This is a genomic window from Streptomyces sp. R21, from assembly GCF_041051975.1.
In the GTDB taxonomy this organism is placed as follows: domain Bacteria; phylum Actinomycetota; class Actinomycetes; order Streptomycetales; family Streptomycetaceae; genus Streptomyces.
The window spans coordinates 4,660,872-4,687,780 of sequence record NZ_CP163435.1; the positions used below are offsets into that span (position 1 = coordinate 4,660,872).

The following is a 26,909-nucleotide window of genomic DNA, read 5'->3' on the forward strand; positions in this document are numbered from 1 at the left end:
ACCCCGTGGAAGGAACACTGCCGTGGGTCGCCCGTGAGCTGCCAACCCCCGGCTCGCTCGACCTCTGGCTGCTGAGGGTCTCGGATGTCCCCGCCGGCATCCTGGACGAGGCGGTGCTCGACGCGACCGAGCGCCAACGCGCCGCCGCACTGATGCACGCGGCCGACCGAACCCGGTTCACGGCCGCGCACGTCGCCCTACGGCGGCTCCTGGGCTCGTATCTGCGGGTACGTCCGGAGGAGATCGCCTTCGGCCGGGACATCTGCCCCTGCTGCGGTGGCCCGCACGGCCGCCCGACCGTGCTCGGCGCGGCGCGCGACCTGTTCTTCTCGCTCTCCCACCGCGGCGATCTGGCCCTGGTCGGTACGGCCATGGTGCCGATCGGCGTCGACGTGGACCTGGTGTCGGACGCGACGGCGACGACCGAGCTGAGCTCGATGCTGCACGTGGCCGAACAGGAGGAACTGGCCGCCCTGGCCCCGGCGTTGCGACCCCGCGAGCTGGCCCGGCTGTGGACCCGCAAGGAGGCCTACCTCAAGGGCCTCGGCACCGGCCTCGGGCGCGACCCGTCGCTCGACTACGTCGGCTCCGGAGCACCGGGCGGACCGTATCCGCCGTCCGGCTGGACCTTGCTGGAGGTGCCGGTCGACCGGGGCTACGCGGCGGCGGTGGCGGTACGCGGCGAACTGCCCCTCGCCGTCCCGACCGTCACCCGGCTCTCCGGGCTGGAGGTCGCCGGACTCACCTGCGCCGCACCGCTGTCGGAGACGTCGTCCTCCCTGCTGACGAGAGGACCGACGCCCCTGGGACGCGCGCCGACTTCCCGGAGGCCGGGAGCATCGGCACCGGCTCCCCGGTCGCCGGGAGCATCCCCGCTGCCGACGGGAGGCACCCCGACCTGACCGCCGCACAGCTCACCGCCGAACAGCCACCCACTTCACCACGGCTGTCACCACGTCTGTCCCCACCCCTACGGACCCTTGGAACTGACCATGTCAAACGCTGTGCAGCAGGCTCCCGCGGCCCGCCTCCCGCGGGTGCGGACCCACACCGCCGAACGACGTTCCGCCTCGCCCGGCGAGCCGATGACGGGCGCGCAGTCCCTCGTCCGCTCGCTCGAAGAGGCGGGCGCGGACACGGTGTTCGGCATTCCCGGCGGTTGCATCCTGCCGGCGTACGACCCCCTGATGGACTCAGAGCGGGTGCGGCACGTGCTCGTCCGGCACGAGCAGGGAGCGGGTCACGCGGCCACCGGCTACGCGCAGGCCACCGGCAAGGTCGGTGTCTGCATCGCGACCTCGGGCCCCGGCGCCACCAACCTGGTGACGCCGATCGCGGACGCGCACATGGACTCGGTGCCGCTCGTGGCGATCACCGGCCAGGTTCCCTCCAAGTCGATCGGCACGGACGCCTTCCAGGAGGCGGACATCGTCGGCATCACGATGCCGATCACCAAGCACAACTTCCTTGTCACCAGGGCCGAGGACATCCCGCGGACGATCGCGGAGGCCTTTCACATCGCCTCCACCGGCCGCCCCGGCCCGGTCCTGGTCGACATCACGAAGGACGCGCTGCAGTCGCCGACCACGTTCTCCTGGCCGCCGTCCGCGAACCTGCCCGGCTACCGCCCGGTGACCCGCCCGCACCCCCGGCAGGTCCGCGAGGCGGCCCGGCTGCTCAACTCCGCGCGGCGGCCCGTCCTTTACGTCGGCGGCGGCGTCCTGAAGGCCGGCGCCACCGCCGAACTGCGCGACCTCGCCGAGCTGACCGGCGCCCCCGTGGTCACCACCCTGATGGCACTCGGCGCCTTCCCCGGAAGCCATCCCCAGCACGTGGGCATGCCCGGCATGCACGGCGACGTGTCCGCGGTGGCCGCCCTGCAGAAGGCCGATCTGATCGTGGCGCTGGGTGCCCGCTTCGACGACCGCGTCACCGGCAAGCTGGACAGCTTCGCCCCGTACGCCAAGATCGTGCACGCGGACATCGACCCGGCCGAGATCGGCAAGAACCGCGCCGCCGACGTGCCGATCGTCGGTGATGCCCGCGAAGTGATCGGCGCGCTGTCCGCCGCCGTACGCACGGCGCACGAGGACGGCCACCGAGGCGACTACGCCGCCTGGTGGCGGGACCTCGACCGCTGGCGCACGACCTACCCGCGCGGCTACGACCTCCCTGCCGACGGCGCCCTCTCCCCGCAGCAGGTCATCGAACGCATCGGCCAACTCGCCCCCGAGGGAACCCTGTTCTCCTCCGGGGTGGGCCAGCACCAGATGTGGGCGGCGCAGTTCCTGCCGCACGAGGAGCCCGGCACGTGGTTCAACTCCGGCGGCGCCGGAACGATGGGCTACGCGGTGCCGGCCGCGATGGGCGCCCAGGCCGGCCGCCCCGACCGGACCGTATGGGCGATCGACGGCGACGGCTGCTTCCAGATGACCAATCAGGAGCTCACCACCTGCGCCCTGAACAACATCCCGATCAAGGTCGCCGTCATCAACAACGGCGCCCTCGGGATGGTCCGCCAGTGGCAGAACCTCTTCTACGGCGCGCGGTTCTCCAACACCGTGCTGCACAACGGCGAGACCAACGCCGCGACCGGCTCCACCCGGGGCGTGGGCTCCACCGCCAACCGGGGCACCCGCGTCCCGGACTTCGTCCTCCTCGCCGAGGCGATGGGCTGCGTGGGCCTGCGGTGCGAGTCCCCGGACGAGCTGGACGCGGTCATCGACAAGGCCAACTCGATCACCGACCGCCCGGTCGTCGTGGACTTCATCGTCCACGAGGACGCGATGGTCTGGCCGATGGTGCCGGCCGGCACCTCCAACGACGACATCATGGCCGCCCGGGACGTCCGCCCCGACTTCGGCGACGCCGCGGACGACTGAGAGGACCCTCCGACATGTCCCAGCACACACTCTCCGTCCTGGCGGAGAACACCCCCGGCATCCTGGCCCGGATCGCCGCCCTGTTCTCCCGCCGCGGCTTCAACATCGACTCGCTCGCCGTGGGCACCACCGAGCACCCGGACCTCTCCCGCGTCACCATCGTCGTCCGCGTCGACGACCAGCTCTCCCTGGAGCAGGTCACCAAGCAGCTCAACAAGCTGATCAACGTCGTGAAGGTCGTCGAACTGGAGCCCGACTCCGCCGTACAGCGCGAACTCGTCCTGGTAAAAGTCCGCGCCGACAACACGACCCGGTCCCAGATCGTCGGCATCGCCGAGCTGTTCCGCGCCAAGACGGTGGACGTCTCCCCGGAGGCGGTCACCCTGGAGGCCACCGGCGCCGGAGACAAACTCGACGCGATGCTGCGGATGCTGGCCACGTTCGGCATCAAGGAACTCGTCCAGTCCGGCACGATCGCCATCGGCCGAGGCTCCCGCTCCCTGGCGGAACGCGGAGTCCGAGAGGCCCGCCCGGCCCGCTTCACGGCAACGGAAGCAACCCCGCAGACACAGTCCGCCTGAGCCCGCGTCTCTCGTATCGCCCTTCCCTTCCATTCCACTCATACAAATACAGGGAGTTATTCCGATGGCCGAGCTGTTCTACGACGCCGACGCCGACCTGTCCATCATCCAGGGCCGCAAGGTCGCGGTCATCGGATACGGCAGCCAGGGCCACGCCCACGCGCTGTCGCTCCGTGACTCGGGTGTCGACGTGCGTGTCGGTCTGCACGAGGGCTCCAAGTCCAAGGCGAAGGCCGAGGAGCAGGGCCTGCGCGTGGTGAGCCCTGCCGAAGCCGCGGCCGAGGCGAACGTCATCATGATCCTGGTCCCGGACCCCATCCAGGCCCAGGTCTACGAGGAGCACATCGCGCCCAACCTGACCGACGGCGACGCGCTGTTCTTCGGCCACGGCCTGAACATCCGCTTCGACTTCATCAAGCCCCCGGCCGGCATCGACGTCTGCATGGTCGCCCCCAAGGGCCCGGGCCACCTCGTCCGCCGCCAGTACGAGGAGGGCCGCGGCGTTCCCTGCATCGCGGCCGTCGAGCAGGACGCGACCGGCAACGCCTTCGCGCTCGCGCTGTCGTACGCGAAGGGCATCGGCGGCACCCGCGCCGGCGTCATCAAGACGACGTTCACCGAGGAGACCGAGACCGATCTGTTCGGTGAGCAGGCTGTCCTGTGCGGCGGCACCGCGGCGCTGGTCAAGGCCGGTTTCGAGACGCTGACCGAGGCCGGCTACCAGCCCGAGATCGCGTACTTCGAGTGCCTCCACGAGCTGAAGCTCATCGTCGACCTGATGTACGAGGGCGGCCTGGAGAAGATGCGCTGGTCCGTCTCGGAGACCGCCGAGTGGGGCGACTACGTCACCGGCCCGCGCATCATCACGGACGCCACCAAGGCCGAGATGAAGAAGGTCCTCGCCGAGATCCAGGACGGCACCTTCGCCCGCGAGTGGATGGCCGAGTACCACGGCGGCCTGAAGAAGTACAACGAGTACAAGACCGCGGACGAGAACCACCTCCTGGAGACCACCGGCAAGGAGCTCCGCAAGCTCATGAGCTGGGTGAACGACGACGAGGCGTAAGCCACGCAAGCCGCCCAGGGCAACCGCCACCGGGGTGCGCACCGCGAGGGGCGCACCCCGGGCCGCACCTGCGCGCTCACCGGCGAGAGCCCGTTCCGGAACGTCCGCGGCCCACTGGAACGTCGCTGGGCACCGGTTGGGGCGCGTACAAGGGCATCTTCTGACCCACGCCCGCCTGGTAACAGCACGTCAGGGCCCATCCTGGTTGCCCGCCTGCCCCGGGAGGTCCTGCTCTGCCCAGATGATCTTTCCGGACCGGGTGTAGCGCGTACCCCAACGGCGGGTCATCTGAGCGACCAGGAACAACCCCCGGCCGCCCTCGTCGGTGGTCCGCGCATGGCCCATCCGGGGCGAGGTGTTGCTGGCGTCGGAGACCTCGCAGATCAACTTGTCATGCCGGATCATCCGCAGCCTGACGGGTGCGGTGCCGTGCCGGATGGCGTTGGTGACCAGCTCGCTGACCACCAGTTCCGTGGTCATCACCAGGTCGTCCAGCCCCCATTCGAGGAGCTGACGGACGGCCAGCTCCCTGGCGCTCGCGACGATCGCCGGATCCGTCGGCAGGTCCCACGAGGCGACCCGGTCTGCGCCCAGCGCGTGCGGCCGGGCCAGGAGCAGGGCGACGTCGTCGGTCTGCGGGCCGGTCAGCAGTTTGTTCACGACCGCCGAGCACAGCGCCTCCGGCGACAGGCCGGACTGCGCGAGCACATCGCTGAGACGGGACAGCCCGACGTCGATGTCCTGGTCACTGGTCTCGATGAGGCCGTCGGTGTACAGGGCGATCAGGCTTCCCTCGGGGAGGGATATCTCGGCGGACTCGAAGGGCAGTGAGCCGAGGCCCAGCGGGGGGCCCGCGGGAAGGTCCAGGAAGGTGACCTTGCCGCCGGGGGCGACCACGGCGGGCGGCGGATGTCCGGCCCGGGCCATGGTGCACAGTTGGGTGACCGGGTCGTAGACGGCGTACAGGCAGGTGGCGCCCAGTACCGCGGTGGCGATGGGCTCGTCGTCGTCGTCCTTCTCCTCCGCCAGGCGGATCACCAGGTCGTCCAGGTGGGCCAGCAGCTCATCGGGCGGCAGGTCCATGTCGGCGAGCGTCAGAACGGCGGTACGCAGCCTGCCCATGGTCGCCGCGGCGTTGAGGCCGTGCCCGACGACGTCACCGACGACCAGGGCGATCCGGGCGCCGGACAGCTGGATCACATCGAACCAGTCGCCGCCCACCCCTTCCCGTACATCGGCCGGCAGATAGCGCGAGGCCACCTCCATGGCGGTCCCGCCGTTCAGCCCCTGCGGGAGCAGACTGCGCTGCAGGGCGAGTGCCGCAGTGTGCTCACGGGTGTAGCGGCGGGCGTTCTCCACCCACACCGCGGCCCGGCTGACAAGCTCCTCGGCGAGCAGCAGATCGTCCTCCTCGAACGGCTGTGGATGCTCCATACGGACGAAGGTCGCCACCCCCAGCACGGTGCCGCGCGCGGACAGCGGCACCCACATCACCGAGTGCATCCCGAAATCCGCGATGCTCTTGGCCCGCGCCGGGTCCTCCGCGACCCACGGGGCGGTGGCCGGGACCAGGAACGGTTCCAGCACCGCGGTGCCGTTGACCATGCTCTCGAAGTACGGCGAGGACCTGGGTGCGTCGATCGAGTCGCCGGTGGCGATCACCGACTCCGGGCAGCCCTCGTGGATCGACTGCTGCCCGGCACGCCGTACCAGATACGCGCTGTCGGCCGGCCCCGAACCGGGTTCCTCACCGTGCAGCACCGCTTCCAGCAGATCGACGGTCACGAAGTCGGCGAGCCTCGGCACCGAGAAGTCGGCCAGCTCCTGGGCGGTCCGCATCACATTCAGCGTGCCCCCGATACACGCGCTGGCCTCGCTGAGCAGGGCCAGGCGCTCCCGGGCCCGCCATCTGTCGGTGACGTCCATGCCCATGTAGCACACGCCCAGCGGGTTGCCGTCCGGGTCGTCGAGCCGAAAGAAGGAGGTGGAGTAGGCGTGTTCCTGGTGCGGATCCGCCCAGGTCCAGCCCTGGTACTCGTAGTCGATGACCGGCACGCCGGTCTCCAGCACCCGCCGCATCTGCGCTTCGAGCGCCTCGGTGTTCAGGCCCGGCAACGAGTCCGACATCCGGCGCCCGAGCCGCTCATCGCGCGGCACACCGCCGTAGCGCTCCAGGGTGTCGTTCATCCACACGTACCGCAGGTCCGGGCTGAGCACGGCCATACCGAGCGGTGAGCGGGTGAGAAAAGCTTCCAGCACCTCCCCGCCGACCGCCCAGGTCGGAGCCTTCGACACGTCGATCGCCGATACGAGCCAGGCCTTGCGGTGGTCGGTGTCGGACATCGCGGTCACCCGCAGCCCGACCTCAAGACGGCGGCCGTCACGGTGCCGGGCGCCCATCAGGCCGACCCAGCTCTCCCGGGTCCCGCACTCCTCGGCGGCCTCGGCCGCCCGTGACGCGTCTTCGGGCTGCGCCAGCAGCGTGGCGGCGGCGCGGCCGAGGACCTCCGCCGCGCCGTATCCCAGGAGTCGCTCAGCAGCCCCCGTCCAGCCGATGACCGTGCCCTTCGCGTCGATCACCGCGGCAGCCACATTCGCCATCTCGAACGGTCCATGCGTTCCGTCCGGTGTTACCTCCTTGGGGACCCTCATGACAGCCGTCCCATCTGGCGGATGGCATATAGGTCATTCTATGAGGTATCGACCAGCACTGCTCCCCTCGGACCGCTTCTGGGCCTCGCTCTACTCCTGGCCCTCGCCGGTGATGAGACGGGCGATCATCAGCGCCACCAGGATGATCGCGCCGTAGATGGCCTGGATCCAGAAGGACGACACCTGCGCCAAGGTGAGCAGGTTCTCCAGCATGCCCAGCAGCAGGACCCCGAGCAACGCCCCGGCCAGGGACCCCTTGCCGCCGTTCAGGCTGATGCCGCCGATGACGGCGGCCGCGAACACGGTGAAGATCAGGCCCTGTCCCTGATTGGCGTTGATCGCCCCGACCCGTCCGGCGATCACCAGACCGGCCAGCGCGGCCAGGGTCCCGCCGATGACAAGAACTCCCCAGGCCACCCGATCGACCCGGATGCCCGCCGCCCGCGCCGCAGCGGTGTTGCCGCCCACCGCGTACACCGCGCGACCCAGCCGGTGGTGGCGCAGCGCCCACCCGGCGACAGCGAAACAGGCGCCGGTCACCCACACGGAGACGGGGACGCCGAGCCAGTTGTCGGACCCGAGGGCCAAGAACGCGACGGGGGCGTCGAACAGAGTCTTGCCGGACACCATGCCGACCAGGACTCCGCGCAGCACGATGTTCATCGCCAGGGTCACGATGAATCCGTTGAGCTGGAGCTTGACGATCAGCAGACCGTTCACGGCCCCGATCAGCGCCCCGGCGAGCGGAATGATCAGCAGGCCGAACCAGGTGGGCAACTCGCTGCCGAACCCCGCCGAGGCGGCCGGGATCACGGCCATGAAGCCGAGGGCCGGGGCGAGCCCCGCGATCGACTCCAGCGAGAGGTCCATCCTGCCGCTGATCAGGATCATCGCCTCGGCGAGCACCAGCAGTCCGAGCGCCGAGGAGGCGCCGAGCACATTCAGCAGGTTGTCCCGCTCAAGGAAGCTCTCGTCGCTGACCGCACCGATGACCAGCAGCAGGAGCACCGCGGGCAGCAGCGCCAGGTCGCGGATCCGGCCCAGGGCGATCGCGCGGACGGGGCGGCGGACCGCTCCGTCCGGCCCGCCACCGGCCGTCGGGCCGCCGTCCATCGGGCCGTTCGTCCGGCCGTTCGGCGCGGTGTCATTCATGGCCGGTGCCGACCCCTTCGATCGAGGCCACGAGTTCTTCGTCGGTCCAGCCGACGGTGTACTCGGCGGCGAGAGAGCCGTTGAACATCACCAGGACGCGGTCGCAGGTCCGCAGGTCCGCCAGTTCGTCCGAGACCACGAGCGCCGCGCGTCCCGCGGCCCTGGCTCGGTCGACGACCGACAGCAGGGCCCGCTTGGACTGCACGTCGACACCCGCCGTCGGATTGATGAGCACCAGTACCCCCGGGTCGGTGGCCAGCGCCCGGCCCATGACGACCTTCTGCTGGTTACCGCCCGACAGGTCCTTGACCGGCTGGTCCGGGCCGTCCGTCGTGATGCCGAGACCGGTGATCGTCCGCCGGGCGAAGGCGTCCCGGGCCGGGCGCGAGATCACGCCGAGCCGCCCCAGCCGGTCCATGATGGTCATCGAGGCGTTCTCCGCCACCGACAGTTCCGGTACCAGCCCTTCATGGTGCCGGTCGCGCGGCACACAGCCCACGCCCGCCGCGAGTGCCGAGGGGACGCTGCCCGGCCGCGTCGGACGGCCGAGAACCTCGATACTCCCGCTGTCGGGCCGGTACAGCCCGGCCAGCGCCTCGGCGACCTGATGGCTCCCGGAGCCCGCGAGCCCGGTCAGCCCCACCGTCTCACCGGACCGGACGGCGAAGCTGACGTCCGTGAAATGCGGGCCGCTCAGCCGGTGCACCCGTACGGCCACGGGCGCGTCCGCCGGCTGCGACCGGATCGCGCCGAAGCCGGGGACCTCGCCCGCGCCCCGCCTTCCGGTCATCGCCTCGATGAGTTCGGTCCTGCCCAGTTCGCCCACGGGTGCCGTGGTGATCCAGCGGGCGTCGCGGAAGACGGTGACGACCTGGCAGACGGCGTAGACCTCCTCCAGATGGTGGGAGATGTAGAGAAAGGTGATCCCTGCCCGCTGCAACCGCCGGACATGGGTGAACAGGCGGTCGATCGCCCGGCTGTCCAGTTGGGCGGTCGGCTCGTCCAGAATGATGAACCGGGTTCCGCGCGAGATCGACCTCGCGATCTCCACCATCTTGGCGTCCTCGACGGTGAGCCCGCCGGCGGGCACGTTCTCGTCGACCTCCACACCCCATTCGTCCAGTAGCTCGCGGGCCGCCGCGCGCATCCGCCGCCAGCTGATCACCTGGCCGCGAACCGTGGGCTGCTGGTTGACGTACAGGTTCTCGGCGACCGTGAGAGCAGGGATGATCGTCGACTGCTGGTAGACGCAGGCGACCCGCCGCTGCCACGCCGCACGGTCCGCCAGGCCGGGCGCGGGTCCACCGTCGAACAGGACGACGCCGCGGTCCGGCCGCTGCAGTCCGGTCAGGATGGACACCAGGGTCGACTTGCCGGCCCCGTTACGGCCGACCAGGGCGTGCGACTCACCGGCCCGGACGGCGATCCGCGCATCGTCCAGGGCCAGGGTGGGCCCATAGCGCTTACGGATCCCGTGGGCCTCGGCCACCGCGCGGCGGCCGGCGCCATCGGCGCGGGGGTCGGTCAGTGGGGTCCGGTTCATCGCGGTCTCGCTTCCTGGGGGCCCGGGGAGACGGGCTCCCGGGTCAGGAGCTCTTGCCGATCTGGTTGCCCCACAGCGACGCGTCGTCGACGTTGTCCTCGGTCACCAGCGGTGCCGGGAGCTGATCCTCCAGGATTCCGCTGGGCAGCCGGACGATGGTGCTGCCGTGGTCGGTCGGGCCCGGCCGGAAGGTCTCGCCCTCCATCGCCCGCTTGATGTAGAAGATGCCGTATTTGGCGTACTGGTCGGCCGGTTGGGAGACGGTCGCGTCGATCAGGCCCTTGCGGATCGCATCCAGCTCCTGCGGAATGCCGTCGTTGGAGACGATCACGACGTGTCCGGGACGACCCGCCGCCACCAGCGCGTTGTGCCGCCGCAGCGTGCTCAACGTGGGGGCCAGATACACGCCGCCGGACTGCATGTAGATGCCCTTGATATCGGGGTGGGCGGTGTACAGCGCCTCCAGACCGGCCGCCGCCCTCTCCGCCTTCCAGAGAGCGGAGATGTCCAGCACCTTGATGCCTGGGTAGTTCTTCTTGATGCACGCGCTGAACGCCTCCGACCGGTCCCGCCCGTTGACCGACGCCAGATCGCCCTGGATCTGTACGACCTCGCCCGTCTTCACCGCGTCGCCGATCTGCCGACAGGCCTTCTCCCCGAAGGCACGGTTGTCGGCCCTGATCACCATCGCGACCTTGCCCTTGTCCGGCGCCACATCGACGGCGACCACCGGCACGCCCTTGCGCTGCGCGGCATTCAGCCCGGCGACGATCGCCGCGGAGTCCAGCGGCGAGACGACCAGACCCTTCACGTTCTGAGCGAGCAGATTCTGGATGTCGGTGATCTGTTTGCTCGGATCGGAGTCGGAGTTCACCGTCTGGAGCACCCGGACGTCCTGGGCGGCGGCCTGCTGGGGAATGTAGGAGTCGTACGACTCCCAGAACGGTGAGGTGAGCAACGGCAGCACCACCCCCACCTTGCCCGAACCGGTGTCGGTGGTGCTGCTCGTGCCCCCACCGCAGGCGGTGACGGCCGGCCCGCAACAGAGTGCGAGGGCTGTTCCGACAGCGGCGATGCGTCGCTTCATGGTGCTCGGCTCCGAGTGAGTGGTCAGTGGTTGCTCATGTCAGTGAAGGGAGTCCGGACGTGTGCGGATGCCCTGTATCCCTCCGTCCACGGCGAGTGCCGTCCCGGTGGTGGCACCGGCCAGCGGCCCGGCGAGATACGCGATGGCGTCCGCGACCTGCTGGGCGGTGACCAGGCGGCCGGTGGGCTGGCGGGCGGCGAGAGCGGCGCGTTCGGCCTCCGGGTCGTCGGAGTGTTCGAGCAACCGGCGCACCCAGGGGGTGTCCACCGTGCCCGGGTTGACGCAGTTGACCCGGATGCCCTCGCCGATGTGGTCGGCGGCCATCGCCAGGGTCAGCGCGAGCACCGCGCCCTTGCTGGCCGCGTACAGCGCCCGCTGCGGCAGCCCGGCCAGCGCCGCGACCGAGCAGGTGTTGACGATGGCCGCGCTGGGAGACCGGCGCAGATACGGCAGTGCCGCCCGGCTGGTGCGGACGATGCCGAGCACATTGACGTCCAGCACGTGGTGCCATTCGTCGTCGTCGTTGTCCTCGACGGTGCCCAGCGCGCCGATGCCGGCGTTGTTGACCAGCACATCCAGGCCGCCGAACAGGTCCGCCACCCGGCTCATGGCGTCGGCCACCGATACGGCGTCCCCGACATCGGCCTGCACCGGGTGCAGCCCTGCGGGACCGGGAATCCGGTCGAGCACCGCCACCCGGCACCCCCTCGCGGCCAGGGTCTCGGCGGTGGCCAGGCCGATCCCGGACGCCCCGCCGGTGACGACCGCGGCCAGCCCCTGGAATTCCTCCCCGGGGTTCATGCCGGGGGACCCTCAGCCGGGGGCCCGTCGTTCGGGGCCTGCCAGGCGGCGCCGCCGGGGAACGCGTACGCGGCGAGCGACTCGGGCCGCATCGCCGAGCTGAAGCCGGGGGCGGTCGGGGCCGCGTACCGCCCGCGGACGATCACGGCCGGGTCGAGGAAGTGCTCGTGCAGATGGTCCACATACTCGATGACCCGGTCCTGGAGGGTGCCGGAGACCGCCAGATAGTCGAACATCGCCAGATGCTGCACGAGCTCGCACAGACCCACCCCGCCCGCGTGCGGGCACACCGGAATCCCGAACTTGGCCGCGAGCAGGAGGATCGCCAGGTTCTCGTTGACTCCCCCGACCCGGCAGGCGTCCAGCTGCAGAAAGTCGATCGCGTCCGCCTGGAGCAGCTGCTTGAACATCACCCGGTTGTGCACGTGTTCGCCCGTCGCCACCCGCACCGGCGCCACCTCCCGGCGGATCGCCGCGAGACCGAGAATGTCGTCCGGGCTGGTCGGCTCCTCGATCCAGTACGGGTCGAACTCCGCCAGCCGCCGGATCCACCCGACCGCCTCGACGACTCCCCAGCGCTGATTGGCGTCCAGCGCCATCCGTACCCCGGGGCCGATCGTCCCCCGCGCGGTACGGCACCGCCGCACATCGTCCTCCAGATCGGCGCCGACCTTGAGCTTGATCTGCCTGAACCCACTGTCCACGGCCTCCCGGGCCAAGCCTGCGACCTTGCTGTCCGGGTAACCGAGCCAGCCAGGAGACGTGGCATACGCGGGATACCCCTCAGCGAGCAGCCGCACCTCCCGCTCCCCCATCCCGCCCCGCGCCCGCCGCAAAATGTCCAGAGCCTCATCGGGGGTCAGCGCGTCTTCCAGATAGCGGAAGTCGATCAACGCGACCACCTGCTCGGGCGCAAGGTCGGCCAGCAGCTTCCACAGCGGCTTTCCCTCCCGCTTCGCATGCAGGTCCCACACGGCGTTCACCACGGCCCCGATGGCCATGTGCACCACGCCCTTCTCCGGCCCCAGCCAGCGCAGCTGGCTGTCGCCGACGAGCGAGCGGCAGAACCCCCCGAGATCGGACAGGACCTCTCCCAGCCGCAGCCCCACCACATGCGGGCGCAACGCGTTGATCGCCGCGACCTCGACCTCATTGCCCCGGCCGATGGTGAAGCAGAACCCATGCCCTTCCAGCCCGTCCCCGGCATCGGTGCGGACGATCACATATGACGCCGAATAATCCGGATCGGGATTCATCGCGTCCGACCCTTCGAGCCGACGAGACGTGGGAAACCGGATGTCGTAGGCGTCCAGCGCCGTGATCCGCCCCCGCGCCGAGCGGGGCCTCATGGCAGGCGGCTCATCGACGTCATCGGGAGGACTCCACAGAATCAGGCCTGACGGCAAGCTTGGATACCCAAATGACTGTATATCGCCCAAAAGCCCCGTCCGCACTACCGCATACCTGTGTCTCCGAGGGCTTGGGACGGCTACGGCGCCCGTCGTGAACGCCGGCCGGGTGACGGCCGATGCCGCCTACGGCTCCGGCAAGGGCTGGCGGTTCGAACTGGAGCAAGGCGACGCCTTCCACTCACATGCTGACTCGCGCATCAGCAACTCCCGTCCGCGCGGATCCGTACCGCCTCGATCAAGGCCCGCTCCGCGGCGCCCTTTCCGAGTCCCGGGACATAGGTGGCCTGCAGACAGCCCACCACCGTGCCGACATCACCCTGTTCATCGAGGTCTTCGACCAGGACCATCATCTCGTTGCGCGGGTCCGACTCAATCGCGGCGAAGGCACGCTCGTACGCCTCCGCGACCACGATCGTCGCCGGGTCGACCACCGTCTCCTCTCCGGCAAGCAGGGCGAGCACCGCAGGCAGGTCGGCACGGCGCGGTGGCGGGCTCGTGCGGGCCTTGATGGAGCGCGCGGCTGCACGGGCACGTGCACGCGGCTGTGCACTTGTCCAGCTGACCAGCAAAAAGCAGCGTGAGGATGCGCACCGCTTTTACGTGGCCCTTGGCTTCGCCCCAAGCCACGAGGGATTCAAGCTCGCGCTCTAGCGTCGTCGGCCCTCATCCTGCGTGTGCACCGCGGCACCGCTGTGGTGCGGGCGGCGGCAGATTCCGCTCCGCCGTGGATCGCGGCTACGTGGCCAACCACCGCACCGGGGAGACTCGGCGCAGATGGACGAGCACGTCGAAGGCGTCGGGCAGGGAAGCGACGGCGAGGTGCTCGGCGGCGTCGCGGGCGGGGTCGTAGACACCGCTGATGACGCGCGTCTTCGCGGGTCCCTCCCAATGGCGGCGCAGGTCGCCGGTGCGCAGATCCAGCCAGTGTGCGGGCCGCCGGTCCGCCGCGCCGAGCCGGGCGTCGAGCCAGTCCGGAGCCGGCTCCGGTACGACGGCGGCGCCGAGGTCGCCGTGGTGGAAGCCGATCGCCACGGAGACGTACTCCGTGCCGTGGCGCTGGCGCAGCACGCTGCCGACCGTGGGCTGGGGGCCCCGTCGGGGGGCCAGCCCCAGGGCCGTCGGGGCAGCCGAGGTGTGCGCGATGCCGTCCCAGTAGGCCACGCGGTGGCCGGTCCTGCGCTGATGGCCCGTGATGGTCTCGGCCCAGACCTGGGCGTCGCCCGCATAGTCGTCCCGTCCGGCCACGCTGCGCTCGTGAAAGTCCACGATGAGACGCATCCGCGCCGTCAGGACGGAGTCGCCCGGCAGTCGCTCGACGATCGCGAACGCGTCACGGGCGTGCTCGGCGAAGGAGCGGCCCGGGTGCAGACCCCGCGCACGCTGCACGTGCTCGTCCACCTCGTGCGCGCTGCGGATCGGCTCCAGGTGGGAGGCCAGCTCGGTGAGCCGGTGCGGGGCCACGCGCCGGACATGGCCGAGCACGGCGTCGTAGTCGGCTGGGCGCGCCTGTGCGGGCTTGACCCCGATGATCCGGACAGGGTCGGTCGGGTGGTCCTGGTTGAACGCGCGGATCCACTCCACCGCGGAGGCCATCTCTCCGGTGCGCCAGGGACGCCAGGCGCTCTCCAGCGCGGATTCGACGGTGCCGGCGCCACCGGTGACGTACGCGTCGAGCGCCGCGCCGACAAAGGCGTTGTCCTGTAGGGCCAGCGACCGGAAGCCGTGATCACGGACCAGCAGGCGCCACAACTCGTCGCGTACGCCGAACGTCTCGTGGGCGAATCGCGTGGACTCGCCGAGCCCGGCGACCGTCGAGCCGGCGGCGATCGCGTCCGCCAGCTCGTCGAGCTCGGCCCCGGTCAGCGGGACCGGTGCGGTGGTGATCACGCCAGGACTCCTTCGCGGACCGGCTGGAGCGCCCGGGACCAGACGACGACATCGTCCAGCAGCGCGGTGAGGGTCCTCTGCTGGTGCGGTCCGGGGGTGAACTCGCCCGGCTCGGTGGGGGCGGAGAAGGTGAAGTCGTGATGGAGGGACAGCCCCACCTGGGTGCGGACGGTGGCGACCTTCAGCTCGGCCAGGATCAGCCGCAGATGCTCGACCGCGCGGGTCCCGCCGTGCAGGCCGTAGCCGACGAACCCGGCCGCCTTGTTGTTCCACTCGGCGTAGAGGAAGTCCAGGGCGTTCTTCAGCGCGCCGGTGATCGAGTGGTTGTACTCCGGCGTGACGAACACGAACCCGTCGTACCGGGCGATCGCCTCGGCCCAGCGGACGGTGTGCGCGTTGCCGTACCGGCCGAACAGGGCCGGCTGCTCCTCGTCGAGCAGCGGCAGTGCGAAGTCGGCCAGGTCGACGATCTCGAAGTCGACCGAGGGCTGTTCCTGTGCGGCGACCGAGGCGACCCACTCGGCCACGGCGCGGCCACGGCGGCCGGGGCGGGTGCTGCCGACGATGATCCCGATTCTGGTCACGATTCTCTCCCAAGGCAGTCGTTGCACCGATCGGTGTAGAACTTACATCGATCGGTGCAACAGATGCAAGCATCGGTGTAATCGAGTAACCTCGGCGCGCATGACGGAGAAGGAGAAAAAGAAACCGGCCGGACAGCCCGACAAGCGCCGGGCGATCGTGGCCGGGGCCCTGACGCGGTTCGCCCGCGACGGCTACACACGCGCCGGCCTGGATGCGATCGCCGCGGAGGCGGGCGTCTCCAACCGCACCATCTACAACCACTTCACCGACAAGGCCGAGCTGTTCCAGACAGTGATCCAGGAGAGCACTCAGCGGGTCGCCGACACCATGGTCGACATCATCGACCGCCATCTGAGCAAGGTCGTCGACCTCGAAGCGGACCTGATCGACTTCGGCGTCGCCTGGCTCGGCGTACTGACGTCCGATCTGGCCCCGCACTTCGCCCTCATCCGCCAGATCAACGCCGAGACGGAGCACATCCCGCCGGCCGCGCTCAAGCTCTGGCAGGAGAGCGGCCCCCGCCGCACCCGGAGCGAACTCGCCGAGCGACTGCGCCGGATCACCGAGCGCGGCGACCTCACGATCGACGACCCCACACGCGCCGCCGGGCACCTGATGCTGCTCATCTCCGCCGACAACCTGACCGACCGAGCCGCACTGCACGACAAGGCCGAGCTCAGGGCGATGGTCACCGCGGGAGTACAGACCTTCCTCTACGGCTACAAGTGCCGGGCCCTGCCGCCCCCTTCACCGTGACCGAGCCGACGACCGCCGTCACCTGCCGGAGGAACCACCGGAGAGAACCGCGCAGCTTCTGAGCACGGCCGCCGACACTCGACCGCACACCCAGATCAGCCAGACTCGCCGTACGTCAAGGGCAGTTCCCACCTCCCGAAGGACGCGATGCACCGCAGGGGAGACCACTTCATGCCCCGCTCACAACCCACCACTGCGACCACAACCGGGACCAGGGACAGCAAGACAGCGACTGACCGAATTCCGCGAGGACTGGTATGACGACTGATCGGAGGCGTCACACATGAGATTCGTGCAGGCCGTCTGGCATCCCGAGGGGTACGGATTCTCCCTCGACCCAACGTCCTATCTGGACGAGCTCCCGAAGCTCCACGAGGAACTTCCCCCAGGAGCCCGTACGTTCGCGTGCGACCCTGCGCACTACGACATGGGCCACGGAAACATGCGCTGCGTCAAGGACCTGGAGCTGGCCGGGATCCACCTGGCCATGGACAAGAGCGGAGGGCTGGTCCTGGAGTTCGCACCCAACGCGTCGAAACACGACTCCGGGCTGCGCATCAGCTATTCAGGCGTGCGGCACTTCTCCATCGACTACGAGCACTCGATCGACTGGATGCGCGTCGACACCGTCCTCCTCGACGAAATCCTCCCAACCGAGGACGGCGGTTGCGTGCACGAAATCGCGCTGACGGACGCGAGCATCACGGTCCGCTGCCAAGACCTGGAGGCGGTGTGGGGCGGCCCGAACTGACGGAGTCGGCGCCGACGGTCCCGACTACCTGGACACCAGATCATCGGCGAGAACGTCGCCGCCCGCATGCCCCCACGCCGAACCCGTCACGGAACCGGCGTCTGCGACCACGCCTGAGCCCACCGACAGCCGAGCGGCCCGCACTCGGCGCCACCGCAGGTTCCAAAAAAAGCAAAAGCCCCAGGTCACGGCGAGTGAGTCCTGAGGCTTCGGCAGAGCCGCCTTCGGGATTCGAACCCGAGACCTACGCATTACGAGTGCGTTGCTCTGGCCATCTGAGCTAAGGCGGCGCGCTGTCCGCACTATGGTGCGATCAGCAACGTCGGTAAGTCTACACAGTTTCGGGGAGTGCTCCGCACACGCCCCGGAGGCCCTGGCTCCGGGGCCCGCGGCAGGGTTATGAGCAGCGCTTTCCCCTGGCGGGCGGGGTGCCCTGGAGGAGGTAGCGGTTGATCGCGGAGTCGATGCAGTCGCTGCCGCGGCCGTAGGCGGTGTGGCCGTCGCCGACGTAGGTGAGGAGGGTGGCGGAGGAGAGCTGGGAGGCGAGGGACCGGGCCCAGGGGTAGGGGGTCGCCGGGTCGCGGGTGGTGCCGACCACGACGATCGGGGCCGCGCCCTTCGCCTCGATGCGGTGGGGCTCACCGGTGGGCTTCACCGGCCAGTAGGCGCAGTTCAGGGAGGCCCAGGCGAGGCCCTCACCGAAGACGGGGGACGCCTTTTCGAAGGCGGGGAGCGCGCCCTCGACCTGGTCGGGGGTGGAGAAGGCCGCCGGAAGGTCGAGGCAGTTCACGGCGGAGTTGGCGAACATCAGGTTCGCGTACCGGCCGTCGGCGTCGCGCTCGTAGTAGCCGTCCGAGAGGGCGAGCAGACCGGCGCCGTCCCGCTCCTTCATCGCCGAGGAGAGTGCCTCGCGCAGCTGGGGCCAGGCCGACTCGTCGTACATCGCCGCGATCACGCCCGTCGTGGCCAGCGACTCGCCGAGCTTGCGACCGTCCGCGTCGCCGGCCGGAATGGGGGCCCTGTCCAGCCGGGCGAAGAACGCGCTGAGGTTCTTGCCGACCCGGTCCGGGCTCGTGCCCGCGCCGCCGAGCGGGCAGTCGCTCTGGGTCACGCAGTCCTTCGCGAAGGACTGGAAGGCGGTCTCGAAGCCCGCCGTCTGGTCCTCGTTCAGCTTGCGGGCGCTGAGCGAGGGGTCCAGCGCGCCGTCCAGGACCAGCCGGCCCACCCGGTCCGGGTAGAGCCCGGCGTACGTCGCCCCGAGGAACGTTCCGTACGACGCCCCGACATACGTCAGCTTCCGGTCTCCCAGCACCGCGCGCAGGATGTCCATGTCACGGGCCGCCTCGACCGTGGAGACATGCCGCAGCAGCTCGGGCGACCGCTGCCCGCAGCCCTCGGCGAACTTCTTGTAGGCGTCGACCAGTTCACCCTTCTCCCTCTTGTCGTCGGGGGTGAAGTCCGTCTGCGTGTACGCGTCCATCTCTCGGCCGGTGAGGCACTCGACCGGCTCGCTGCGGGCCACGCCGCGCGGGTCGACGGCGACCATGTCGTAGTGGGCGCGGACCTCCGCCGGGTAGCCGATGCCCGCGTACTGCTGCAGATATCCGACCGCGGAGCCGCCCGGACCGCCCGGGTTGACCAGCAGCGAGCCGAGTCGCTTGCCCGGCCCGGTGGCCTTCTTGCGGGCGACGGCCAGCCTGATGTCGCCGGAGGTCGGCTTGGCGTAGTCGAGCGGCGCCTTCATCGTGGCGCACTGGAAGCCGGGGACACCGCAGGTGCGCCAGGTCAGCTTCTGCCCGTAGAACGGGGACAGCGTCGACGGCGTGGCGCGGGGCAGCGCGCCCAGCGCCGTGTCCGTCGTCGACTTGGCCGTACTCGAACTGCCCGACGAGCAGGCCGAGACGAGCAGCGCCGCCACGGCGAGCAGCGTGCCGCCGGCGCGGAGCGTACGACCCGTGCCGGTGGAACGAACGGATCCGGCGGAAGACCTGGAAGACCTGACAGGGCGCCTGTTGTACATCTCGCGAGCGTAACCCTGCGCGATGAAATGCTCACCATCGGTGGCCGATGATCCTCATACGAGTGACATGGTCAACCGGCCTGGGGTTCCGGTCCACCGGGAGGGTGAACCCGAATGGGTCACCCCGCCCGCAGCGCCATCGTCATCGCCTCCACCGCGAGCAGCGGCGCCACGTTGCGGTCCAGGGCCTCGCGGCAGGCGGCGATCGCGTCGATACGGCGCAGGGTCGCCTCCGGTGTGCTGCCGCGGGCCAGACGCTCCAGGGTGTCCTCGGCCTCCGTGTTGGCGAGGGCGATACGGGAGCCGAGCTGGAGGGCGAGGACGTCGCGGTAGAACCCGGTGAGGTCGATCAGGGCCAGGTCCAGGCTGTCGCGCTGCGTACGCGTTCTTCGGCGCTTCTGCCGGTCCTCCAGCTCCTTCATGACGCCCGCGGTGCCGCGCGGCATGCGGCCGCCCTTCTCCGCGCCGAGCGCCGTCTTGAGGTCGTCGGTCTCCTTCACGTCGACTTCCTCGGCGAGCTGCTTGGCGTCCTCGGCCGCCGTGTCGATCAGCTCCTGGGCGGCCTTGAGGCAGCCGCCGATGTCGTCGATGCGGAGCGGGAGTTTCAGGACGGCGGCCCGGCGCTCTCGGGCGCTGCGATCGGTGGCGAGGCGACGGGCCCGCCCGATGTGGCCCTGCGTCGCGCGCGCGGCGACGGCGGCGACGGCGGGCTCGATGCCGTCACGTCGTACGAGGATGTCGGCGACCGCTTCCACCGGCGGGGTGCGCAGCGTGAGGAGGCGGCAGCGCGAGCGGATGGTCGGGAGGACGTCCTCGATGGAGGGGGCGCACAACAGCCAGACCGTGCGGGGGGCGGGCTCCTCCACGGCCTTCAGCAGAACGTTGCCCGCGCCCTCCGTGAGGCGGTCGGCGTCCTCCAGAACGATCACCTGCCAGCGGCCGCCGGCGGGCGACATCTGGGCGCGGCGGACCAGGTCGCGGGTCTCCTTCACACCGATGGACAGGAGATCCGTGCGGACGATCTGCACATCGGCGTGCGTGCCCACCAGGCTCGTATGACATCCGTCGCAGAAGCCGCAGCCGGGAACGCCGCCGAGCGCGCGGTCGGGGCTCACGCACTGGAGCGCCGCCGCGAACGCACGCGCCGCGGTGGAGCGGCCCGAGCCGGGCGGGCCCGTGAACAGCCAGGCGTGCGTCATCTTCGACGCCTCGGGCGGAGGCGCGGCCGTGGCGATCGCGGTGACGAGCGCGTCGGCGTCACGTGCGGCGGCGGCGAGCTGCTCGCTCACCTTCTCCTGGCCCACCAGGTCGTCCCATACGGGCACGGAGCACCGCCCTTTCGTCGCACTTTGCCTTGCCGCGTCCATTGTGCGGGTCGCCACTGACAACGGGCCCCGCGGCCGGGCTCAGAGGCAGGCCCGGGCCGGGATCAGGGGCAGGACCGGGATCGGGACCGGAGTCAGCGGCGCCCGCCCCGGCCCTCGTCCCGGTCGTCGTCCTCGCGCGGGCCGAGCAGTTCGTCCGCCAGGCTCGGAAGGTCGTCCAGCGGGGTCTCCTCCGCCCAGTCGGAGCGGGGTCGACGGCGCGGTGTGCCCCCGTCGTCGACCTGCGGCAGCTCCCGGGTGCGGTCCTCGGCGCCGTCGGGCCTTGGCGCGTCGGAGGACCGGGGCGACGGGCGCTCGTCACGGAAGTAGCCCTTCGGCACTCGGTCCGCAGAACCACCCGCACCGGCGTCCCTGGTGCTCCTGCCATCCCCGGCACCCCTTGAATCCCTGGCGCCCCTCGCGTCCTGGACGGGAGGCAGCACCGCCGTCTCGTCGGCGGCCCGATCGTCCCGTACGGGGGGAAGCACCGCCGTCTCGTCAGCGCTCCGGTCCTCCCGTACGGGAGGAAGTACGGCCGTCTCGTCAGCCGCCCCCGGCGGTACCGGCGGCTTGGGCAGCTTGGCCGTCTCCTCCATGGGACCGCCCGCGGCGTTCGAGGGCGTCACGATCGGCGTGGGCACCGTCGTCTCGTGGTCGGACGGAGTCGAACGCGACCGACCGGACGCCGCGGAACCGGACGCACCCGAAGCAGCTGTCGAAGCAGCCGCGGCGGCCGCCGCGGCCTCAGCCGCCCGTCGCGCCTCCTCGGCCCGCAGCAGGGCTTCCTCGGCCTTGCGCTGCTTCTCCAGGCGGCGCTCCTCCGCCTCCGCCCGCAGCCGGGCCTCCTCCTCGGCCTGCTTGCGTCGGCGCTCCTCCTCGGCGGCCCGGGCCTGCTCCTCGGCGAGCTGCCTGACGCGCTCCTCCTCGGCGCGGCGCCGGGCCTCCTCGGCACGCTGCCTGGCCTCCTCCGCCTGGCGCTCGGCCTCGCGCCGCTGGGCCTCCTCCAGCTCGCGCTGCTTGCGCTCCTCCTCCTCGGCGCGCAGACGGGCCAGCTGCTCCTGGCGCTCGCGCTCCAGGCGCTCCTCCTCGGCCTTGCGGGCGGCCTCTTCCTCGGCCTTGCGCCGGGCCTCCTCCTCGGCCGCCCTGCGCGCCTCCTCCTGAGCCTTCACCTCGGCCTCGGAGAGCGGCAGCATCACGTCGAGGCGGTGGCGGATGACCGTGGTGACCGACTCGGGCTCCTGACCTGCGTCGACGATCAGGTAGCGCCCGGGGTCGGCCGCGGCCAGCGTCAGGAAACCGGACCGCACGCGCGTGTGGAACTCCAGCGGCTCCGACTCCAGCCGGTCCGGCGCCTCCGTGAACCGCTCGCGCGCCGTCTCCGGGGAGACGTCGAGCAGCACCGTCAGATGGGGCACCAGCCCGTCCGTCGCCCAGCGGTTGATGCGGGCGATCTCGGTGGGCGACAGGTCGCGGCCGGCGCCCTGGTAGGCGACCGACGAGTCGATGTAGCGGTCCGAGATGACCACGGCGCCCCGCTCCAGCGCGGGCCGCACCACCGTGTCGACGTGCTCGGCGCGGTCGGCGGCGTACAGCAGCGCCTCGGCCCGGTGCGACAGCCCGGCGGACGACACGTCGAGGAGGATCGACCGCAGCCGCTTGCCGACCGGCGTGGCGCCCGGCTCCCGGGTGACCACGACCTCGTGGCCCTTGGCCCTGATCCACTCGGCGAGGGCCTCGGCCTGGGTGGACTTCCCGGCCCCGTCACCGCCCTCCAGGGCGATGAAGAACCCGGTCGCGGCGGCCAGCTGGTCCGGGTCGTCGCCGCCGCGCAGCGCGTCCAGCAGGTCGTGCCGCAGCGGTACGCCGGAGCGGTCGTCGACCTTGGCGAGGACCAGCGCGGCGACCGGCAGCAGCAGTGCGCCGACGAGCATGAGTGTGAAGGCGGCGCCGCCGTGTGCGAAGACGAACTTGCCGTTCTCCAGACGGTGCGGCCCGATCCCGGCGGCCACCACGGGCGCCAGCAGCGCCCCCAGGGCGACCAGGACCCGTACGACCGCGTGCAGGTGTTCGGTCGTACGCGCCCGCCGGTACTCCTCGACCTCCTGGTCGAGGAGCGTGTGCCCGGTGTTCGCGGCGACGCCCGCGCCGATGCCCGCGAGGCCGATGATCAGCAGCACGGTGGTGACGTCCGGGACGAGCCCGGCGGCGAGCAGTGCGACACCGGTGAAGGCGATCGCCAGCGCGAGCAGCCGGCGCCGCGACAGCGACGGCAGCACCTTCGGCGCCGTACGGATGCCGACGACGACGCCTCCGGTCAGCGCGAGGACCAGCAGTCCGTACGTCACCGGTCCGCCGCCCAGGTCCTTGGCGTGCAGCACGGAGACGGCGACGGAGGCCGAGATCGCCCCGGCGACGGCGGCGCAGGCGAGGACCAGCAGCGGGATCGCGCCCGTACGGCCCTTGTCGACGCCGGTGCCCGTCCGGGGCCGGCGCAGGCCCTCCAGGGGCGAGCGGGCGCGCGGGGTGCGGGAGTCGGGCAGTTCGAGGAACGTGACGACCGACAGGGAGGCCGCGAACAGCCCTGCGGCGACGTACGAGGCGAGCGCCGCCTGGTGCTGCTCGAACCAGATGATTCCGGCGCCCAGCAGGTTGTTGACGAGGGACACGACGACGAGCGTGGCGGCCGCGATCGGCACCGCGATGAATCCCGTACGCAGCGACAGGCGCCGCAGTGCGTCCATGTGGTCCGGCAGCGGGCGCACCGTGGCGCCCTCCAGCGGCGGCGCGGGCAGCAGCGCGGGCGCCGCGCTCTCGCGGCACACCGTCCAGAACCGCTCGGCGACTCCGGTCACGAAGGCGATGACGAGGAGGACGGCGAGGGCGTCGTCCGGGGTCCAGTCGATCCACAGGGGCGCGACGATCAGCAGCGCGGCGCGCAGTCCGTCCGCGCCGACCATGGTCCAGCGCCGGTCGAGCGGGCCGTCCGGGGACGTCAGCGAGGTGAGCGGGCCGAGGAGGACGGCGCCGAAGAGGAGTGTGGCGAGAACCCGTACCCCGAAGACGGCCGCCACGGCGAGGGCCACTCCTCGGTAGCCGCCGCCGAAGGAGCCCTCGGCGATGGCCGCCTGGAGGGCGAGGACGACCAGGACAAGCAGGGCGAGGGCGTCGCCGACACCTCCCACGAGCTGTGCGCTCCAGAGCCGCTTCAACTGCGGCCGGCGCAGCAGGGCGCGGACGGCGCGCTCGCGGGAATCTGCGACCAGGGCGTCGTCGGGGGCCGGTTCATGGGCCGTTGGCTGCTCGGCTCGCGTCATCGTGCCAGCCTATCCGGACCCACTGACTCCTCGAAGGGGTGGCCGAACATACGGACGCCCCCACACCTGAAGGTGTAGGGGCGCACGCGCGCACTGGGCGCGGAGGGCTCAGCAGGCTCAGCTCTCCGAAGCGGCCGTCTTCTTTGCGGCGGTCTTCTTGGCGGGTGCCTTCTTGGCGGCCGTCTTCGAAGTCGTCGTCTTCTTTGCGGCCGTCTTCTTGGCAGGGGCCTTCTTGGTGGCCGTCTTCTTGGCGGGCGCCTTCTTGGCGGTCTTCTTGGCCGGTGCCTTGGCACGCTTCTCGGCGAGCAGCTCGAAGCCGCGCTCCGGGGTGATCTCCTCGACGCTGTCGCCGGAGCGCAGGGTCGCGTTGGTCTCGCCGTCGGTGACGTACGGGCCGAAGCGGCCGTCCTTGACGACGACGGGCTGTCCGCTGACCGGGTCCGCGCCGAGTTCCTTCAGCGGCGGCTTGGCGGCGGCGCGGCCGCGCTGCTTGGGCTGGGAGTAGATCTCCAGCGCCTCTTCGAGGGTGATCGTGAAGAGCTGGTCCTCGGCGGTGAGCGACCGCGAGTCCGTGCCCTTCTTCAGGTACGGGCCGTAGCGGCCGTTCTGCGCGGTGATCTCCACGCCCTCGGCGTCCTTGCCGACCACGCGCGGCAGGGACATCAGCTTGAGGGCGTCCGCGAGGGTCACCGTGTCGAGCGACATCGACTTGAAGAGCGAGGCGGTACGCGGCTTGACGGCGTTCTTGCCGGTCTTCGGGGTGCCCTCGGGGAGCACCTCGGTGACGTACGGGCCGTAGCGGCCGTCCTTGGCGATGATCTGGTGGCCCGACTCCGGGTCGGCGCCCAGCTCGAAGTCGCCGCTCGGCTTGGCGAGCAGTTCCTCCGCGAGTTCGACCGTCAGCTCGTCGGGGGCCAGATCCTCGGGGACGTCCGCGCGCTGGTGGTTCTCGGAGTCCTTCTCGCCGCGCTCGATGTACGGGCCGTAGCGGCCGACGCGGAGCACGATGTCGTTGCCGACGGGGAAGGACGACACCTCGCGGGCGTCGATGGCGCCCAGGTCGGTGACGAGCTCCTTGAGGCCGCCGAGGTGGTCCCCGTCGCCGTTGCCCGCGTCCGCGGCGCCGCCCTCGGCGCCTTCACCGAAGTAGAACCGCTTCAGCCACGGCACCGCCCGCGCCTCGCCCCGCGCGATGCGGTCGAGGTCGTCCTCCATCCTGGCGGTGAAGTCGTAGTCGACGAGCCGCCCGAAGTGCTTCTCCAGGAGGTTGACCACGGCGAAGGACAGGAAGGACGGCACCAGGGCCGTGCCCTTCTTGAAGACGTAGCCGCGGTCGAGGATCGTGCCGATGATCGACGCGTACGTCGACGGGCGGCCGATCTCGCGCTCTTCGAGCTCCTTGACGAGGCTGGCCTCGGTGTAGCGGGCCGGGGGCTTGGTGGCGTGGCCGTCGACCGAGATCTCCTCGGCGGACAGCGGGTCGCCCTCGCTGACCTGCGGCAGCCGGCGCTCGCGGTCGTCGAGCTCGGCGTTCGGGTCGTCCGCGCCCTCGACGTACGCCTTGAGGAAGCCGTGGAAGGTGATGGTCTTGCCGGACGCGCTGAACTCGGCGTCGCGGCCGTCGCTGGAGCGACCGCCGATCTTGACCGTGACCGAGTTTCCGGTCGCGTCCTTCATCTGGGAGGCGACGGTCCGCTTCCAGATCAGCTCGTAGAGCTTGAACTGGTCGCCGGTCAGGCCGGTCTCGGCGGGGGTGCGGAAGCGGTCGCCGGAGGGGCGGATCGCCTCGTGCGCCTCCTGCGCGTTCTTGACCTTGCCGGCGTAGGTGCGCGGGCTGGACGGCAGGTAGTCGGCGCCGTACAGCTGCGTGACCTGGGTGCGGGCGGCGGTGATCGCCGTGTCCGAGAGGGTCGTGGAGTCCGTACGCATGTAGGTGATGAAGCCGTTCTCGTACAGCTTCTGTGCCACCTGCATCGTGGCCTTCGCGCCGAAGCCGAGCTTGCGCGAGGCCTCCTGCTGGAGCGTCGTCGTGCGGAACGGCGCGTACGGCGAGCGGCGGTACGGCTTGGACTCGACCGAGCGGACGGCGAAGTCCGTGTCGGCCAGGGCGGCGGCCAGCGCGCGGGCGTTCGCCTCGTCCAGGTGGAGCGTGTTCGCGCTCTTGATCTGGCCGATCGAGTCGAAGTCGCGGCCCTGGGCGACACGCCGGCCGTCGACCGTGGTCAGGCGGGCGACCAGCTGCGACGGGTCGGAGGAGTCACCGGCGCGACCGGTGCCGAAGGTGCCGGTCAGGTCCCAGTACTCGGCGGAGCGGAAGGCGATGCGCTCGCGCTCCCGCTCGACGACGAGCCGGGTCGCCACGGACTGCACACGGCCCGCCGACAGGCGCGGCATGACCTTCTTCCACAGGACCGGCGAGACCTCGTAGCCGTAGAGGCGGTCGAGGATACGGCGGGTCTCCTGGGCGTCGACCATGCGCTGGTTGAGCTCGCGCGGGTTGGCGACGGCGCTGCGGATCGCGTCCTTGGTGATCTCGTGGAAGACCATCCGGTGGACGGGAACCTTGGGCTTCAGGACCTCCAGGAGGTGCCACGCGATGGCTTCGCCCTCGCGGTCCTCATCGGTGGCGAGGAAGAGTTCGTCGGAGTCCTTCAGCAGGTCCTTGAGCTTCTTGACCTGGGCCCTCTTGTCAGCGTTGACCACATAGATCGGCTGGAAGTCATGTTCGACGTCCACACCGAGGCGACGGACCTCGCCGGTGTACTGCTCGGGCACCTCCGCGGCGCCGTTGGGGAGGTCGCGGATGTGCCCGACGCTCGCTTCGACGACATAGCCGGGGCCGAGATAGCCCTTGATCGTCTTCGCCTTGGCAGGCGACTCGACGATGACGAGTCGGCGGCCGCCGTGTGCGGTGTCGCTGGTCGGGGACAACTTCGCTCTTCTCTCCGGTCGACGCGGGGGTCTCGGTCGCCCCAGGTCTTGCCCCAGGGGTCGGGTCGTGCTGACGCTGCGGAGTGTGACGGTACATCCCGCCCCCGTGTCAAACGGGAAAAGCC

19 protein-coding genes, 1 tRNA gene and 1 pseudogene are annotated in these 26,909 nt (G+C 70.7%); 7 read left to right on the top strand and 14 right to left on the bottom strand.

All coding sequences use genetic code 11. The features are described 5' to 3' along the window. Nucleotides 1-5 precede the first annotated feature (5 nt). The 4 genes from AB5J56_RS20715 (at nt 6) to ilvC (ending at nt 4,529) form a co-directional block, all read left to right on the top strand. Complete coding sequence (locus AB5J56_RS20715; RefSeq protein WP_369234225.1) at nt 6-902, top strand: 4'-phosphopantetheinyl transferase superfamily protein; 897 nt, start codon at nt 6-8, stop codon at nt 900-902. A 90-nt stretch (nt 903-992) separates the two neighbouring features. After that, nucleotides 993-2,882: an acetolactate synthase large subunit gene (locus tag AB5J56_RS20720; RefSeq protein ID WP_369234226.1), complete on the top strand. Its 1,890-nt coding sequence runs from the start codon at nt 993-995 to the stop codon at nt 2,880-2,882. 14 nt (nt 2,883-2,896) lie between these two features. Then, nucleotides 2,897-3,463 carry an acetolactate synthase small subunit gene (ilvN, locus tag AB5J56_RS20725; RefSeq protein WP_369234227.1) on the top strand — a complete coding sequence of 189 codons (567 nt, stop codon included), beginning with the start codon at nt 2,897-2,899 and terminating at the stop codon, nt 3,461-3,463. Between the two features lie 64 nt (nt 3,464-3,527). Further along, nucleotides 3,528-4,529 carry a ketol-acid reductoisomerase gene (gene ilvC / locus AB5J56_RS20730; protein WP_369234228.1) on the top strand — a complete coding sequence of 334 codons (1,002 nt, stop codon included), beginning with the start codon at nt 3,528-3,530 and terminating at the stop codon, nt 4,527-4,529. Nucleotides 4,530-4,718: 189 nt separating this feature from the next. Here the strand turns inward: ilvC and AB5J56_RS20735 are convergent, their stop codons facing one another. The 7 genes from AB5J56_RS20735 to AB5J56_RS20765 all read right to left on the bottom strand — a co-directional run bounded on the left by AB5J56_RS20735 (nt 4,719) and on the right by AB5J56_RS20765 (nt 13,637). Then, the gene (locus AB5J56_RS20735; protein WP_369234229.1) at nt 4,719-7,181 is read right to left on the bottom strand and encodes a SpoIIE family protein phosphatase; all 2,463 of its coding nucleotides are present in this window, start codon (nt 7,179-7,181) and stop codon (nt 4,719-4,721) included. 90 nt (nt 7,182-7,271) lie between these two features. Further along, a complete protein-coding gene (locus AB5J56_RS20740) occupies nt 7,272-8,294 on the bottom strand; it encodes an ABC transporter permease (protein WP_369242677.1) in 1,023 nt (340 codons plus the stop codon). A 31-nt stretch (nt 8,295-8,325) separates the two neighbouring features. Then, nucleotides 8,326-9,876 carry a sugar ABC transporter ATP-binding protein gene (locus tag AB5J56_RS20745; protein ID WP_369234230.1) on the bottom strand — a complete coding sequence of 517 codons (1,551 nt, stop codon included), beginning with the start codon at nt 9,874-9,876 and terminating at the stop codon, nt 8,326-8,328. 43 nt (nt 9,877-9,919) lie between these two features. Next, nucleotides 9,920-10,963, bottom strand: a complete 1,044-nt coding sequence (locus AB5J56_RS20750; protein WP_369234231.1) for a sugar ABC transporter substrate-binding protein — start codon at nt 10,961-10,963, stop codon at nt 9,920-9,922. 39 nt (nt 10,964-11,002) lie between these two features. After that, entirely contained in the window at nt 11,003-11,764 is a 762-nt protein-coding gene (locus tag AB5J56_RS20755; protein ID WP_369234232.1) for an SDR family NAD(P)-dependent oxidoreductase, read from the bottom strand. Beyond that, on the bottom strand, nt 11,761-13,113 hold the full coding sequence (locus AB5J56_RS20760) for an L-fuconate dehydratase (protein ID WP_369234233.1): 1,353 nt from the start codon (nt 13,111-13,113) through the stop codon (nt 11,761-11,763). The genes AB5J56_RS20755 and AB5J56_RS20760 overlap by 4 nt, the downstream gene beginning before the upstream one ends. A gap of 260 nt (nt 13,114-13,373) precedes the next feature. Next, complete coding sequence (locus AB5J56_RS20765) at nt 13,374-13,637, bottom strand: hypothetical protein (protein ID WP_369243187.1); 264 nt, start codon at nt 13,635-13,637, stop codon at nt 13,374-13,376. Nucleotides 13,638-13,644: 7 nt separating this feature from the next. On the opposite strand from AB5J56_RS20765, the pseudogene AB5J56_RS20770 reads away from it, so the two are divergent. After that, nucleotides 13,645-13,827: pseudogene (locus AB5J56_RS20770) on the top strand (GNAT family N-acetyltransferase); the annotation flags it as partial. A gap of 84 nt (nt 13,828-13,911) precedes the next feature. On the opposite strand, the gene AB5J56_RS20775 reads toward AB5J56_RS20770, so the two are convergent. Both AB5J56_RS20775 and AB5J56_RS20780 read right to left on the bottom strand, forming a co-directional pair. After that, complete coding sequence (locus AB5J56_RS20775) at nt 13,912-15,063, bottom strand: erythromycin esterase family protein (protein WP_369234234.1); 1,152 nt, start codon at nt 15,061-15,063, stop codon at nt 13,912-13,914. Then, nucleotides 15,060-15,647: an NADPH-dependent FMN reductase gene (locus AB5J56_RS20780; protein WP_369234235.1), complete on the bottom strand. Its 588-nt coding sequence runs from the start codon at nt 15,645-15,647 to the stop codon at nt 15,060-15,062. The genes AB5J56_RS20775 and AB5J56_RS20780 overlap by 4 nt, the downstream gene beginning before the upstream one ends. A 100-nt stretch (nt 15,648-15,747) precedes the next feature. Between AB5J56_RS20780 and AB5J56_RS20785 the strand changes: the two genes are divergently transcribed. Together AB5J56_RS20785 and AB5J56_RS20790 are read left to right on the top strand one after the other, a co-directional pair. After that, nucleotides 15,748-16,404, top strand: a complete 657-nt coding sequence (locus tag AB5J56_RS20785; protein ID WP_369234236.1) for a TetR/AcrR family transcriptional regulator — start codon at nt 15,748-15,750, stop codon at nt 16,402-16,404. Nucleotides 16,405-16,687: 283 nt separating this feature from the next. Continuing rightward, nucleotides 16,688-17,155 (top strand): hypothetical protein, encoded by a 468-nt coding sequence (locus tag AB5J56_RS20790; protein ID WP_369234237.1) that lies wholly within the window; start codon nt 16,688-16,690, stop codon nt 17,153-17,155. A 216-nt stretch (nt 17,156-17,371) separates the two neighbouring features. Here AB5J56_RS20790 and AB5J56_RS20795 read toward each other — a convergent pair. The 5 genes from AB5J56_RS20795 to topA form a co-directional block, all read right to left on the bottom strand. Further along, a tRNA-Thr gene (locus AB5J56_RS20795) sits at nt 17,372-17,445 on the bottom strand. Nucleotides 17,446-17,552: 107 nt separating this feature from the next. Next, nucleotides 17,553-19,175 (bottom strand): alpha/beta hydrolase, encoded by a 1,623-nt coding sequence (locus AB5J56_RS20800; protein ID WP_369234238.1) that lies wholly within the window; start codon nt 19,173-19,175, stop codon nt 17,553-17,555. Between the two features lie 119 nt (nt 19,176-19,294). Next, nucleotides 19,295-20,500, bottom strand: a complete 1,206-nt coding sequence (locus AB5J56_RS20805) for a DNA polymerase III subunit delta' (RefSeq protein ID WP_369234239.1) — start codon at nt 20,498-20,500, stop codon at nt 19,295-19,297. Between the two features lie 134 nt (nt 20,501-20,634). Further along, entirely contained in the window at nt 20,635-23,853 is a 3,219-nt protein-coding gene (tmk, locus tag AB5J56_RS20810) for a dTMP kinase (RefSeq protein ID WP_369234241.1), read from the bottom strand. Between the two features lie 117 nt (nt 23,854-23,970). Continuing rightward, complete coding sequence (topA, locus tag AB5J56_RS20815) at nt 23,971-26,784, bottom strand: type I DNA topoisomerase (RefSeq protein WP_369234243.1); 2,814 nt, start codon at nt 26,782-26,784, stop codon at nt 23,971-23,973. Nucleotides 26,785-26,909 lie beyond the last annotated feature (125 nt).

Bases quoted from the DNA above. Each gene is read 5' to 3' on its own strand.
- AB5J56_RS20720 (WP_369234226.1), top strand. From the start codon at position 993: ATGTCAAACGCTGTGCAGCAGGCTCCCGCGGCCCGCCTCCCGCGGGTG.
- ilvN (WP_369234227.1), top strand. From the start codon at position 2,897: ATGTCCCAGCACACACTCTCCGTCCTGGCGGAGAACACCCCCGGCATC.
- ilvC (WP_369234228.1), top strand. From the start codon at position 3,528: ATGGCCGAGCTGTTCTACGACGCCGACGCCGACCTGTCCATCATCCAG.
- AB5J56_RS20735 (WP_369234229.1), bottom strand. From the start codon at position 7,181: ATGAGGGTCCCCAAGGAGGTAACACCGGACGGAACGCATGGACCGTTC.
- AB5J56_RS20740 (WP_369242677.1), bottom strand. From the start codon at position 8,294: ATGGACGGCGGCCCGACGGCCGGTGGCGGGCCGGACGGAGCGGTCCGC.
- AB5J56_RS20745 (WP_369234230.1), bottom strand. From the start codon at position 9,876: ATGAACCGGACCCCACTGACCGACCCCCGCGCCGATGGCGCCGGCCGC.
- AB5J56_RS20750 (WP_369234231.1), bottom strand. From the start codon at position 10,963: ATGAAGCGACGCATCGCCGCTGTCGGAACAGCCCTCGCACTCTGTTGC.
- AB5J56_RS20755 (WP_369234232.1), bottom strand. From the start codon at position 11,764: ATGAACCCCGGGGAGGAATTCCAGGGGCTGGCCGCGGTCGTCACCGGC.
- AB5J56_RS20760 (WP_369234233.1), bottom strand. From the start codon at position 13,113: ATGAGGCCCCGCTCGGCGCGGGGGCGGATCACGGCGCTGGACGCCTAC.
- AB5J56_RS20785 (WP_369234236.1), top strand. From the start codon at position 15,748: ATGACGGAGAAGGAGAAAAAGAAACCGGCCGGACAGCCCGACAAGCGC.
- AB5J56_RS20790 (WP_369234237.1), top strand. From the start codon at position 16,688: ATGAGATTCGTGCAGGCCGTCTGGCATCCCGAGGGGTACGGATTCTCC.
- AB5J56_RS20800 (WP_369234238.1), bottom strand. From the start codon at position 19,175: ATGTACAACAGGCGCCCTGTCAGGTCTTCCAGGTCTTCCGCCGGATCC.
- tmk (WP_369234241.1), bottom strand. From the start codon at position 23,853: ATGACGCGAGCCGAGCAGCCAACGGCCCATGAACCGGCCCCCGACGAC.